This is a genomic window from Allobosea sp. (assembly GCF_036675845.1).
In the GTDB taxonomy this organism is placed as follows: Bacteria; Pseudomonadota; Alphaproteobacteria; order Rhizobiales; family Beijerinckiaceae; genus Allobosea.
In genome coordinates this window covers 1-12097 of sequence record NZ_JAKFED010000151.1, presented here as the reverse complement: position 1 = coordinate 12097, position 12097 = coordinate 1, and the positions used below count along the sequence as shown (strand labels likewise).

Genomic DNA, 12097 nt, shown 5'->3' with positions numbered 1-12097 from the left:
GATGTTCCGGCTCGCCTCGCTGTTCGACCTGAGCGGGCGCATGGCCCTGGTCACCGGCGGCAACAGCGGCATCGGGCTCGCCATGGCGCGCGCACTGGGCATGGCCGGCGCTGAACTCGTCCTGGTGGCGCGCCGTGAGGACGAGTTGCGCAAGGCCGCCGAAGGGCTGGGTGCGGAGGGGATCGCCGCCGAAATCGTCCCGGCCGACCTGGCCGCGCCGGATGCGGGCACCAGGCTGGCTTCAGCCTGCGAGGGCCTTGGGCGGAGCATCGACATCCTCGTCAACGTCGCCGGCCTGAACCTGCGCCAGCCCTTCGCCCAGGTGACGGCCGAGGCATTCGACCTGCATATGGCGCTGCATCTGCGCGCGCCCTTCCTGCTGACGCAGGCCTTTGCCCCGGCCATGGCGAGGCGCGGCTATGGCCGGATCATCAACATCGCCTCGCTGCAGAGCTACCGGGCCTTTGCCGATAGCGCGCCCTATGGCGCCGCCAAGGGCGGCGTCGTCCAGCTGACGCGGGCGATCGCGCAGGAGTGGTCCAGCCATGGCGTGACCTGCAACGCGATCGCGCCGGGCTTCTTCCCGACGCCGCTGACGCAAGCCGTCTTCGCCGACGCCGAACGCTCCGCCCGCAACGCCGCGCAGACCGCGATCGGCCGCAATGGCGAGCTCGAGGACCTCGCGGGCGCGACCGTCTTCCTCGCCGCGCCGGCCTCCGCCTATGTCACCGGCCAGACGCTCGCCGTCGATGGCGGCTTCACGGCAAAATGAGGGACCAGGCCGCATGAAGGCACTCGTCTACACCGGCGCCAACAGCCTCGTCTTCCGGGAGGAGCCTGACCCGGTCCCGCAGGCCGACGAGGTTCTCGTCCGCGTCGAGGCGGTGGGGATCTGCGGTTCGGACATGCACGCCTATCACGGCTTCGATAGCCGCCGCCCGCCGCCGCTGATCCTCGGCCACGAGGCGGCGGGGCGCATCGCGACCGGCCCGCGCACCGGCGAGCGCGTGACCATCAATCCGCTCGTCGTCGATCCCACCTGTCCCTACGCCATCGAGGGGCGCTGGCATCTGTCGCCGACGCGGCAGATCATCTCGATGCCGCCGCGCCCCGGCGCCTTTGCCGAGCTCGTCCGCATTCCCCTGCGCAATGTCGTGGCGATCCCCGAGACCATGGCGATCGAGCACGCGGCGCTCGCCGAACCCGTCGCCGTCTCCTGGCACGCGGTGCGGATCGGAATGGAGCGGCTGCACCAGCCGCTCGCCGCCTGCAGGGTCGTCGTCCTCGGGGGTGGGGCGATCGGCCTGGCGGCGGCGCTCGTGGCCCGGCATTTCGGCGCCAGGGACCTCGTTGTCGGAGAAACGAACCCGCTGCGGCGCGAAACCCTGCAGCTTGCAGAAGGTCTCGCCGTATACGCGCCGGGGGACACCGAGCCGGATGACAGCAGCATCGATCTGGTGATCGATGCGGTCGGGGCCAGCGCAACGCGCGCTGCCGCCTGTCGTATGGTGCGCCCGGGCGGGGTCATCGTCCATGTCGGACTTCTGCCGGGTCAGGATGGCCTCGACATCCGCAAGATCACGCTGCAGGAGATCGTGCTCGCTGGCGTCTATTGCTACACGCCGCAGGATTTCGCGGTCACGGTCGAGGCGCTGTCCTCGCAAAGGCTGGGCCCCCTTGGCTGGTTCGAGGAGCGGCCGCTCGCAGAGGGCCGCTCGGCTTTTGCCGACATCGACAGCGGCCGAGCGGCTGCCGCCAAGATCGTTCTGCGTAGCTGACGCCTGCGCTGCCGCTGCCGCTCGGGCCATTGCGTTGGGTTTCAGCTGCGCCCCGCATCGCCGGGAGCATTGCCTTCCAAAGGCAGCTCAATCGGCAATCGGGATTCAGTGGTGCGACGGCGCCCAGGCGAAGAACTTCGATCGGAAATGCGGAGGGGTGGGGGCGCTCGCTCGGCTCCGGGCTCGCTCGCTACGGGGAGCCGCCGAGCCTGCGCGTAGCGGCAATCGCCGTTTTACGAAATCTCGGTCAGCAGTCCGTGCTCCCCGGAGGAGCGCAGGAAATGCAGCAGGTCCGACAGGCCTTCGCCGAGCAGGGTGACATGGGCGCGCATCATCTGCGCCGCCTGGGCGCCATCGCCCCGCAGGATCGCTTCCATGACACGCTCATGCTCGGGAATGGACGAATGCATCCGTCCGGGCTGGTAGGTGATGGTGCGCCGATACGCCGAAATTTTCAGCGTCAGCCGGCGCAACTCGTCCTGCAGGATGCGGTTATGGCTCGCCGCGGCGATCACCTCGTGGAAATCGAGATTGGCCGCATAGAACGCCTCCGCATCCTCGGCCGCTGCGGCTTCGGCGCAGGCACGGTGCGTTGCCTGGAGACGCACCCGCTGCTCCGGCTGGATGCGACGGGCAGCTTGTGAGGATGCGAACGCCTCCAGCTCTGCGACGACGCCGAACGCGTCCAGCAGGTCGGCGAGCGACATTTGCGAGACCTGCAGGCCCTGGCGGCCGCGCGACACCACGAGACCGCTGGCTGCCAGCCGCTGCAGCGCCTCGCGCACCGGCGTGCGTGACATGCCGAACTGCTCTGCGAGCTGGCGCTCGTCCAGCCTGTCGCCGGGCCGTCGAATCCCCTTGAGGATCTCCTCCTCGAGGCGGGTGACCACGCCGGCCGAAAGCGATTCAGGCTCTTCCGGCGCCATTGATCCGTTAACTCGCGCCATCACGCTCAGCGCCTCACCGGCTGTCTGCCGAATAAAATCTGTTCGCGACCGTCTCCGCGAGTGCCACCAGCCCATAGAGGAGCAGGCCGCAGATGCAAAGCACCACGATGGCGGCCATCGACACTTCCGTATCGGCGCGCGCCGTCGCGAAGATGATCAGATAGCCGAGACCGGCCTGCGCCGTGATGAACTCGCCGATGATCACCCCGATGATCGCCAGCGTGATCGCGATCTTCATGCCGCTGAAGATATGCGGCAGCGCCATCGGGAAGCGCACGCTGGTGAAGACCTGCCATTCGGTGGCGGTCAGCGAGCGGCACAGCCTCAGGATGCCGCGGTCGACGCTCAGGAAGCCGGCGGTCGTGGCGATGACGACCGGAAAGAAGGCGATGAACACCGAAAACGCGATGCGCGATTGCGAGCCGATCCCGAGCCAGATGATGAAGAGCGGCGCAAGCGCGATCTTCGGAATGAGCTGGAAGAAGATCAGGTTTGGATAAAGTGCCTCGCGCGCCACGTTCGAATAGGTGATCAGGATAGCGATTGCGACGCCGAGGATGAGCGCAAGCAGGAAACCGGCAGCCGATTCCAACGTGGTCGGGATCGCGTGCATCAGCAGGATGTCGTAGCGTGCGACGATATATTTCGCGATCGAGACCGGCGAGGGCAGGATCACGGACGGAATTTGCCAGACCGTGACGTAAGCCTGCCAGGCAGCCAGCACGAGGAACGCCAGGCCGAGCGGCAAGACGATGCTGCTCAGGCCGGACGCGCCCTGGAAGCGGTTGGCTCCGGAAGCCGGAAGGGCGGCACCGGTCTCGGTGCCGATGGTGGCCTTTGCCATGCTGGACCTCACTCGATGCTGCTGGCGCCGGCGGCCTTGCCGGAAACATGCTTGGTCGAATCCTGCCCGGTCCCGTGCGCCGCCTCGATGGTCAGGCGCAATTTCCGGCAGATCTGGGCGAATTCCTGGGTTTCTTCGATCTCGAAACGGCGCGGCCGTGGGAACGGCATCTTCATGTCGAGGATGATCGTCGACGGTCGCCCGCCCATCACGACCACCCGATCGGAGAGGAACGCGGCCTCGCGGATCGAATGGGTCACGAAGATCACGGTCTTGCGGTAGGTCTCGAGAATCTCCGACAGCGCGACGTTCATCTGGTCGCGGGTGATGGCGTCGAGCGCGCTGAACGGCTCGTCCATCAGCAGGATTTCCGGATCGTGAATCAGCGCCCGGCAGATCGCGACGCGCTGGCGCATGCCGCCCGAGAGCTCGCCCGGCTTCTTGTGCTCGAAGCCGGCAAGGCCGACCATCTTGATCAGGCTATGAGCCCGGTCACGATATTGCTCGATCGGCAGGCGCAGGATGCGGATCGGGAAGAGCACGTTCTCCAGCGTGCTCTTCCACGGCAGAAGCGTCGCGTCCTGAAAGATGATGCCGATGTCACGGCGTGGCGCGGCGACCGGCTCGCCGGCAAGCATGATCGAGCCCGCCGTCGGCTGTTCCAGCCCGGCGATCATCATCAGCAGCGTCGACTTTCCGCAGCCCGACGGGCCGAGCAGCGAAACGAATTCGCCCTTCGCCACGTCGAGAGATGCAGAAGCGACCGCATGGATCGGCGACTGCCGCGTGAAGTAGGTCTTCTGGACATCCGCGGCCGATACGAGAGGTGTCTCGGCCGCGGAGACATCCGCGTTGGGTGCCAAACTCAGCATCAGATGGTCGCCTCGTGCGATGGCCGGTCAGGTGCCGACATATTTACGGAACGGCGCGGCGCTCTTTTCCGCGGTCGCCAGCTCTGCCGGCGAAAGCTTGATCTTGCCGACGAAGTCATTTGTGAACAGCGTGTGGACATCCGGTTTCACCGCACCTTCGCCCGCTGCATATTTCATCACGAGGTCGGCCATCGTGGCGACCTTGGCCGGATCGGCCCAGCCGAAGCCGTTCTGCTTCACCTCGGGCACGAGATTGGTCAGGTTCGTGAGCCCGAGCCCGATGCGGGCGTATTCCTTGCCTGTCGAGGAGATCGCGACTTCGCTGTTGGCCTTGAGGAAGATGTCGATAGCTTCGTCGAAATTGGTCATCGTGAACTGGATGGCTTCCATCGCACCTTGGACGAAGGCTTCGCAAAGTGCGCGGTCCTGCTGGAGGCGGGCCGGCTGGGTGGTCAGGGACTGGCCGTAGAACTCGATCCCGACCGCCGAGAACAGCATGAAGCGGACATCGGTGCCGAGCGGAGCCAGCGACGGCACCGTGCTGGTCGCGAAGGCGGAAACCGCATCGACCTGCTTCTCGACCAGGGTGCGCTCGCGCACCTTGCCGTCGACCTGCACGATCTGGATCTTCGAAAGATCGAGCCCTGCCTTCTCCGCGTAGAGCGGCAGGAACGGATATTCGCCGGAGGTCACGCTGGCGCCCAGCTTCTTGCCCTCGAGATCCTTCGGTGCGCGGATCGGCGAGCCCGACAGCACGCCGACCCCCATCAACGCGTCATAGTTGATCTGGCCGATGCAGGTGATGGGCAGCTTCTTCGCCGCCTGCACGATCACGGTCGGCGTGGCCGCCATGCCGAAATCGAAAGTGCCGGCGCTGACTGACTGCGCCGCCGCCCCCGAACCCGAGCCGCGCGCCACCGAGACGTCCAGGCCATGGCGCTTCCAGAAGCCCTTGTCGCGCGCGACATAGGCGAAAAGGTTCGGGCCTTCCGGGATCCAGGAGGTCGTGAAGGAGATCTTCTTCGCCCCCTGCGAGAGCGCGGGCATGGCGATAGAGCTCGCTGTTGCCGCTGCTGCTGCGGCACCGAAGCCCTTGAGGGCATTGCGACGTGAAATAAGCATCCGATGTCTCCCCTTCGATCATCGCGAGCCGGCCGTTCGGCGGCGCGGATGCAACAATCACCGTGATCTCTGCCAGGCGCAAGCCTCATTATGCAGAAATATCAATCCTGCATATTTTTTCGCCGCAGTAGCCTAATTTTAGGCTGTTCGGCATGCGAGTTTTGTGTAAACACTCGCATCAGGCAATCAAAATCCCTATTTCGTTATACCAAAATGGCGATACGGCGCGGAGATGTCATGAAATCCTTCGAGGTTCGCAATGCCCATTTCGACCGGCTCGTGAACACGGCCGGCCTGCGCTGGATGGGCCAGAACACCAATCACGCGACGCCGCATCCCGCCGTGCTTGCGGCGATGGAGAAGTGCATTCGCGACGAGGAATTCCACATCTATGCCCCGCCGGCGGGACTTGAGGCGCTGCGCCACGGCATCGTCGCCGATCTCGGCCTGGAGGGGCAGGCAGCGCTGGTTTCCGACGGCGCGGTCGCCTCGCTCTACCATGTCTGCCACAGTCTGCTCGGGCCGGGAGACGAGTTCATCACCACCGACCCGACCTGGAACTGGCCGATGGCCTTCGCGCGGGCCGTCGGAGCGAAGGTCACGCAGATTCCGATCTATGGCGAGGAATACGGCTATCGCCTCGCGCCGGAGCGGCTGAAGGCGGCGATCACGCCGAAGACCAAGGTCATCTACATCGTCGATCCGAACAACCCGCTCGGCTCAGCCTGCACGGCGGCCGAGATCGAAGGCATCGTGGCGGTCGCGCGCGAGGCCGGGGCCTACCTGATCCACGACTGCACCTATCGCCATTTTGCCCATGAGCACACGCTGGCGGCAACGCGCTATCCGGAGCGGACGCTGACCATCTACAGCTTCTCGAAATGGCTGGGCCTGGCCGGCATGCGCGTCGGCGCGGTCGTCGCCCATCCTGATATCATCGAGAAGCTCTCGGCGGCGCCGCCGAACAATCTCGGCTCGAACATCCTGTCCCAGCGCGCGGCGCTGGCCGGCCTCGGCATCAAGGCCGAGTGGTTTCCCGGCGTCCTGTCGCAGCAGCGTGCCAACCAGAAGCTGATCAAGCAGGCTGCCGACAGGATTCCGGGCCTGTCCATGCCGGTCTTCCCGTCGAACGGCAATTTCGTCGTGCTCGAATGCGAGCGGGCCGGCGTGAAGCCGGAGGCGCTCGTCGCGGCCTATCAGAAGCACGACATCATGATCCGCCAGGGCGCCTATCACACCCCCAATTTCGGCGACCGCTTCGTCAAGATCAGCACCACGGTCCCGACCGCCTGGGTGGAGGAGTTCGTCGACCTGCTGCCGACCATGGTCGAGCAGGTGCGTGGCCAAAACGAAGACGTGAAACTGTTCTGAGCCGGCCTGCCTCGTCGCGGCGCTCATAGAAGGAGAAATCGAAGATGGATCTCAAGATCAAGGGCAAGATGGTCCTGATCACCGGTGCGTCCCAGGGCATCGGCGAGGGGCTGGCGCGCTCGTTTGCCGAGGAGGGCTGCAATCTCCATGTCGCGGCGCGCTCAGGCGACAGGCTCGAGGCGCTCAAGCGCGAGCTGGAAGCCGCGCATGGCATCTCCGTTACCGCGCATGCGCTCGACCTGACCGAAGACGGCGCGGTGGCGCGTCTCGTCGATTCCGTCGGCGATATCGACATTCTGGTCAACAATGCCGGCGTCATCCCCAGCGGCACATTGTGGGACGTCGACGAGGCGAAATGGCGCGCCGGCTGGGAGCTCAAGGTCTTCGGCTACATCAACCTCACGCGCGCGCTCTATCCGCGCATGAAGGCGCGCGGCGGCGGCGTCATCATCAACAATATCGGCAATGGCGGCGAGGTCTTCGACCCCGCCTATGTCGCGGGCACGACCGGCAATGCCAGCCTCATGGCCTTCACCCGCGCCATCGGCGGCCACTCGCTCGACGACAACATCCGGGTGGTGGGCGTCAATCCGGGCCCGGTCGATACGGACCGCATCTACAACATGCTGAAGAAGCGCGCTGCCGACTGGCTGGGCGATGCCGGCCGCTACGAGGAATTGCAGCAGCGCTATCCGCTGAAGCGCCCGGCCCATATCCACGAGGTCACCGACCTGATCGTGTTCCTCGCCTCCTACCGCTCCGGCTATACCTCCGGCGCGATCTTCACCGTCGATGGCGGCATCGCCTCGCGCCGTTCCGTGATCTGAGGAGACGCGACATGGCTTTTGCCACTGCCAGCGACGGCGTGAAGCTCTTCTACGAGGAGGCGGGCACCGGCACGCCGATCATCTTCGTGCACGAGTTCGGCGGCAGCCATTGGAGCTGGGAGCCGCAGCTCAATTTCTTCGCGCGCCGGCACCGCTGCATCACCTTCGCGGCGCGCGGTTATGCGCCCTCTGACGTGCCGGAGAGCGTGGAGAGCTATTCGCAGGCTCGCGCGGCCGACGACATCGTCGACGTGCTGGCCGCGGCCGGCATCGAGAGGGCCCATGTCGTCGGGCTCTCCATGGGCGGCTTTGCCTCGCTGCATGCGGCGCTGCGCCATCCGGGCCGTGTGCTGTCGGTCGTCGCCGCGGGCGCAGGTTATGGCGCCGAGAAGGCCCATGAGGATTACTTCAAGGGCATCTCCGAGCAGGTCGCCCGGAATTTCCAGGAGCGCGGAGCCAAGGACTTCGCGCCGACCTATGCCGAGGGCGCCTCGCGGGTGCAGTTCCAGGACAAGGACCCGCGCGGCTGGGCGCTCTTCGCCGAGCGGCTGGGCCAGCACCATTCTGTGGGCGCGGCGAACACCATGCGCGGCGTGCAGATGCGCCGGCCCTCGCTCTACGATCTCGAGGCCGAGTTTAGCGCCATGGAGGCGCCTTTGCTGGTCATGACCGGCGATGAGGACGACCATTGCATCCAGCCGGGACTCTATCTGAAACGGGTCGTGCCGCGCTGCGGCCTCGCCGTCTTCCCGAAATCCGGCCATACGCTGAATCTCGAAGAGCCCGAACTCTTCAACCGGCTCCTTGCCGAGTTCATCGCACAGGTCGAGGCCGGGCGCTGGGGACCGCGCGATCCGCGCGCCAACCCGGCGCAGATCATGCGGACCGACTGAGCATGGTCAGCTCGCCGCGCCTTTCCGATTTCGTCGATGGCGAACGTCTCTGGGCGCGCCACATGGCGCTGGCCGCCTTCGGCGCCCGCCCCGATGGCGGCGTCGACCGCCCGACGCTGTCGCCGCAGGAAGCGCAGGCGCGCGCGCAGGTGATCGCCTGGGGCCGCGCCATCGGTCTGGAAGCCTTCACCGACAAGGCAGCGAACCTGTTCCTCCGCCTGGAAGGACGCGATGCTTCGCTCTCGCCCGTCATGGCAGGGTCGCATATCGATTCCCAGCCGACCGGCGGCAAGTTCGACGGCGTCTTCGGCGTCCTCGCGGCGCTGGAAACGGCGGAGGCGATCGTGGCACGCGGCGACAGGCCGCTTCGCCCGCTCGAGATCGTGGCCTGGACCAATGAGGAAGGCTCGCGCTTCGCACCGGGCATGACGGGCTCCGATCTCTTCACGGGAACCAAGGCCCTGGAGGCGGTGCTGGCCATCCGCGACGCGGACGGCATCAGCATCGGCGAGGCGGCTGCGGCCATCCTCGCGGCCGACGACAACGTGCCGCTGCGGGGGTTCGGCCTGCCGATCGCCGCCTATGTCGAGCCGCATATCGAACAGGCCAGCGTGCTCGAACAGGCGGGCCTTCCGATCGGCGTCGTCACCGGCATTCAGGGCACGCGGCGCTACCGGGTCCGCGTCATCGGCGAGGCCGCCCATGCCGGCACCGCCTTGCGCAAGGATCGCCGCGACGCGCTGATGGCTGCCGTCCGCATGATCCGCGCCATGGACGAAGCCGCCATGGAGCCGGCCGACACCTTGCTGACGGTCGGCATGCTGCAGGTGACGCCGAACGCCCCTTCGGTCGTGCCGGCGGAGGTTTTCTTTTCCGTCGATCTCCGGCACCCGGACAATACTGTGGTGGACCGGGTCGATGCCGCTATCCGCCGCATCGCCGGGGAGATGAAGGGGGATTGCAGCGTCGAGCTGAAACAGATCCAGCATTCGCCCTCGCTGAACTTCGCGCCCGCCATTCGCAGCGCAATTGCCGAGGCGGCCGCGGCGCGCGGCATTCCCGCCATGGATGTCTATTCGGCGGCCGGCCATGATGCGCGCCAGTTGCACTATGTCTGTCCGGCCGGGATGATCTTCGTGCCGTGCCGCGGCGGGATATCGCATAATCCCGACGAATGGGCCGAGCCGGAGCATCTGACCGCGGGCGCACAGGTCCTTGCCGACGTCGTCTGGGACCTCGCCAATCGCGCTTGAGACCCATCCGGGCACCCCGGCACGATTCGAACGTTTGACCTTTGCCGGGGTGGCTCCGATATTCCCGGCGTGATCGAAAGGACTGCGGCCCGCAAGAAGGCCGTCTGACCATCCTGCTGCTGAACCGTTGGAATCCGCGATAGGAGGACCCGGATCATGGCTGCCAAGGAGTTGAAGTTCTCGTCGGAGGCGCGCGACAAGATGCTGCGCGGCGTCGAAATCCTCGCCGATGCCGTCAAGGTCACGCTCGGCCCGAAGGGCCGCAACGTCGTGATCGAAAAAAGTTACGGCGCTCCGCGCATCACCAAGGACGGCGTTGCGGTCGCGAGGGAGATCGAGCTCGCCGACAAGTTCGAGAACATGGGCGCCCAGATGGTGCGCGAAGTGGCCTCGAAACAGCATGATGCCGCCGGGGACGGCACCACGACCGCGACCGTGCTCGCCCATGCCATCGTCCGGGAAGGCGCCAAGGCGGTCGCCGCCGGCATGAACCCGATGGACCTGAAGCGCGGCATCGACATGGCGGTCGAGGCCGCGGTGGCCGATTTCAGGAAGAACGCCAAGAAGGTCACGGACAACAGCGAGATCGCCCAGATCGGCACCATCTCGGCCAATGGCGACGCCGAGATCGGCAAGATGATCGCTGCGGCGATGCGGAAGGTCGGAAACGAAGGCGTGATTACCGTCGAGGAGGCCAAGACCGCCGAGACCGAGCTCGACATCGTCGAGGGCATGCAGTTCGACCGCGGCTATATCTCGCCCTATTTCATTACCGATCCGGAGAAGCTGCGCGTCGAGCTGGAAGACGCCTACGTCCTGATCCACGAGAAGAAGCTCTCCGCGCTGCAGGCCATGCTGCCGCTGCTCGAGGCTGTGATGCAGACCGGCAAGCCGCTGCTGATCATCGCCGAGGATGTCGAGGGCGAGGCCCTGGCCACGCTCGTCGTCAACAAGCTGCGGTCGGGGCTGAAGATCGCCGCGGTCAAGGCGCCGGGCTTCGGTGACCGCCGCAAGGCCATGCTCGAGGACATCTCGATCCTGACCGCCGGCCAGCTGATCTCGGAAGAGCTCGGCATCAAGCTCGAGAAAGTCACGCTCGAGATGCTCGGCCGCGCCAAGAAGATCGTGATCGAGAAGGAGAGCACGACGATCGTCGACGGCGCCGGCAGGAAGAAGGACATCGAGGCCCGCGTCTCGCAGATCAAGGCGCAGATCGAGGAGACCTCCTCGGACTACGACCGCGAGAAGCTCCAGGAGCGCCTGGCCAAGCTCTCCGGCGGCGTCGCGGTGATCCGCGTCGGCGGCGCGACCGAGGTCGAGGTCAAGGAGAAGAAGGACCGCGTCGACGACGCCATGCATGCCACCCGCGCGGCGGTCGAGGAAGGCATCCTGCCGGGTGGCGGCGTGCCCTTGCTGAGGGCGCTGAAGGCGCTTGCCGCCATCAAGCCCGCCAATAGTGACCAACGGACCGGGGTCGACATCGTGCGCCGCGCTTTGCAGGCGCCGGCTCGCCAGATCATCGAAAACGCCGGCGCCGACGGCTCGGTCGTCGTCGGCAAGCTGATCGAGAAGAATGACTACAACTGGGGCTACAACTCCGCGACGGGAGAATACCAGGATCTTGTGGCGAACGGCGTGATCGACCCGGCCAAGGTCGTGCGCACCGCGCTCGAGGATGCCGCTTCCATCGCCTCGCTGCTGATCACCACCGAGGCGCTGATCGCAGAATTGCCGAAGAAGGAAACAGCACCGGCGATGCCAGGTGGCGGCATGGATTTCTGATTTTCCTTGCCCGAGGCTCGGCGCCCTTCCGGGGTCAGGCATTCACCTGGACCGGTTGGACGCCACAACCGCGGCGCGCCCGATACGGTGCGAACCTGTGACCTTTGCCGCAATGGGCTCTGCTCGGCCCGCAAATCCCTCGTTGCCGAGCGGCCCGCGATCCGCTATCCAGCCTCCACGGATTGCGCCCGTAGCTCAGCTGGATAGAGCGTTGCCCTCCGAAGGCAAAGGTCACACGTTCGAATCGTGTCGGGCGCGCCAATAAAATCAAGGGGTTACGGTGATTTCCGGCCTCCTTCCCACATAAGCATCCCACACAGCGCTCCGTGCTCGTCACTCGCTGCCGCGCTCTCTCGAATTGCGAGGGCGTTGGCGGGAGCTCTGGCTTTGAGTGCTTGCCAGACAACC

Annotated in this window: 11 protein-coding genes and 1 tRNA gene; 8 read left to right on the top strand and 4 right to left on the bottom strand. The window is 65.9% G+C overall.

The features are described from left to right. The first annotated feature begins 1 nt into the window (after nt 1). On the top strand, nt 2–772 hold the full coding sequence (locus V6M56_RS16965) for an SDR family NAD(P)-dependent oxidoreductase (RefSeq protein WP_332685334.1): 771 nt from the start codon (nt 2–4) through the stop codon (nt 770–772). A 13-nt stretch (nt 773–785) separates the two neighbouring features. Next, on the top strand, nt 786–1778 hold the full coding sequence (locus tag V6M56_RS16960; protein ID WP_332685333.1) for a zinc-dependent alcohol dehydrogenase: 993 nt from the start codon (nt 786–788) through the stop codon (nt 1776–1778). 233 nt (nt 1779–2011) lie between these two features. On the opposite strand, the gene V6M56_RS16955 is transcribed toward V6M56_RS16960, so the two are convergent. From V6M56_RS16955 to V6M56_RS16940, 4 genes are read right to left on the bottom strand one after another with little or no spacing between them, the layout of a single operon-like run. Further along, nucleotides 2012–2800: a GntR family transcriptional regulator gene (locus tag V6M56_RS16955; protein WP_332685332.1), complete on the bottom strand. Its 789-nt coding sequence runs from the start codon at nt 2798–2800 to the stop codon at nt 2012–2014. Continuing rightward, nucleotides 2739–3569, bottom strand: coding sequence for an ABC transporter permease (locus tag V6M56_RS16950; RefSeq protein WP_332685331.1), 831 nt, complete (start codon nt 3567–3569; stop codon nt 2739–2741). Before V6M56_RS16950 ends, V6M56_RS16955 begins: the two co-directional genes overlap by 62 nt. 8 nt (nt 3570–3577) lie before the next feature. Further along, nucleotides 3578–4441: an ABC transporter ATP-binding protein gene (locus V6M56_RS16945; protein ID WP_332685330.1), complete on the bottom strand. Its 864-nt coding sequence runs from the start codon at nt 4439–4441 to the stop codon at nt 3578–3580. Between the two features lie 27 nt (nt 4442–4468). Beyond that, a complete protein-coding gene (locus tag V6M56_RS16940; RefSeq protein WP_332685329.1) occupies nt 4469–5488 on the bottom strand; it encodes an ABC transporter substrate-binding protein in 1020 nt (339 codons plus the stop codon). Nucleotides 5489–5800: 312 nt separating this feature from the next. Between V6M56_RS16940 and V6M56_RS16935 the strand changes: the two genes are divergently transcribed. The 6 genes from V6M56_RS16935 (at nt 5801) to V6M56_RS16910 (ending at nt 11950) form a co-directional block, all read left to right on the top strand. Continuing rightward, nucleotides 5801–6934, top strand: coding sequence for a pyridoxal phosphate-dependent aminotransferase (locus tag V6M56_RS16935; protein ID WP_332685328.1), 1134 nt, complete (start codon nt 5801–5803; stop codon nt 6932–6934). Nucleotides 6935–6978: 44 nt separating this feature from the next. Next, a complete protein-coding gene (locus tag V6M56_RS16930; protein ID WP_332685327.1) occupies nt 6979–7761 on the top strand; it encodes an SDR family oxidoreductase in 783 nt (260 codons plus the stop codon). Between the two features lie 11 nt (nt 7762–7772). After that, nucleotides 7773–8654: an alpha/beta fold hydrolase gene (locus tag V6M56_RS16925; protein ID WP_332685326.1), complete on the top strand. Its 882-nt coding sequence runs from the start codon at nt 7773–7775 to the stop codon at nt 8652–8654. 2 nt (nt 8655–8656) lie between these two features. Next, nucleotides 8657–9907: a M20 family metallo-hydrolase gene (locus V6M56_RS16920; RefSeq protein WP_332685325.1), complete on the top strand. Its 1251-nt coding sequence runs from the start codon at nt 8657–8659 to the stop codon at nt 9905–9907. Nucleotides 9908–10063: 156 nt separating this feature from the next. Continuing rightward, nucleotides 10064–11689, top strand: coding sequence for a chaperonin GroEL (gene groL, locus V6M56_RS16915; protein ID WP_332685324.1), 1626 nt, complete (start codon nt 10064–10066; stop codon nt 11687–11689). A 184-nt stretch (nt 11690–11873) separates the two neighbouring features. Next, a tRNA-Arg gene (locus V6M56_RS16910) sits at nt 11874–11950 on the top strand. Nucleotides 11951–12097 lie beyond the last annotated feature (147 nt).

Excerpts from the sequence above, each read along its gene's own strand:
- V6M56_RS16945 (WP_332685330.1), bottom strand. The coding sequence starts at position 4,441 with ATGCTGAGTTTGGCACCCAACGCGGATGTCTCCGCGGCCGAGACACCT.
- groL (WP_332685324.1), top strand. The coding sequence starts at position 10,064 with ATGGCTGCCAAGGAGTTGAAGTTCTCGTCGGAGGCGCGCGACAAGATG.
- V6M56_RS16950 (WP_332685331.1), bottom strand. The coding sequence starts at position 3,569 with ATGGCAAAGGCCACCATCGGCACCGAGACCGGTGCCGCCCTTCCGGCT.
- V6M56_RS16940 (WP_332685329.1), bottom strand. The coding sequence starts at position 5,488 with ATGCCCGCGCTCTCGCAGGGGGCGAAGAAGATCTCCTTCACGACCTCC.
- V6M56_RS16960 (WP_332685333.1), top strand. The coding sequence starts at position 786 with ATGAAGGCACTCGTCTACACCGGCGCCAACAGCCTCGTCTTCCGGGAG.
- V6M56_RS16930 (WP_332685327.1), top strand. The coding sequence starts at position 6,979 with ATGGATCTCAAGATCAAGGGCAAGATGGTCCTGATCACCGGTGCGTCC.
- V6M56_RS16965 (WP_332685334.1), top strand. The coding sequence starts at position 2 with ATGTTCCGGCTCGCCTCGCTGTTCGACCTGAGCGGGCGCATGGCCCTG.
- V6M56_RS16925 (WP_332685326.1), top strand. The coding sequence starts at position 7,773 with ATGGCTTTTGCCACTGCCAGCGACGGCGTGAAGCTCTTCTACGAGGAG.
- V6M56_RS16955 (WP_332685332.1), bottom strand. The coding sequence starts at position 2,800 with ATGGGCTGGTGGCACTCGCGGAGACGGTCGCGAACAGATTTTATTCGG.
- V6M56_RS16920 (WP_332685325.1), top strand. The coding sequence starts at position 8,657 with ATGGTCAGCTCGCCGCGCCTTTCCGATTTCGTCGATGGCGAACGTCTC.
- V6M56_RS16935 (WP_332685328.1), top strand. The coding sequence starts at position 5,801 with ATGAAATCCTTCGAGGTTCGCAATGCCCATTTCGACCGGCTCGTGAAC.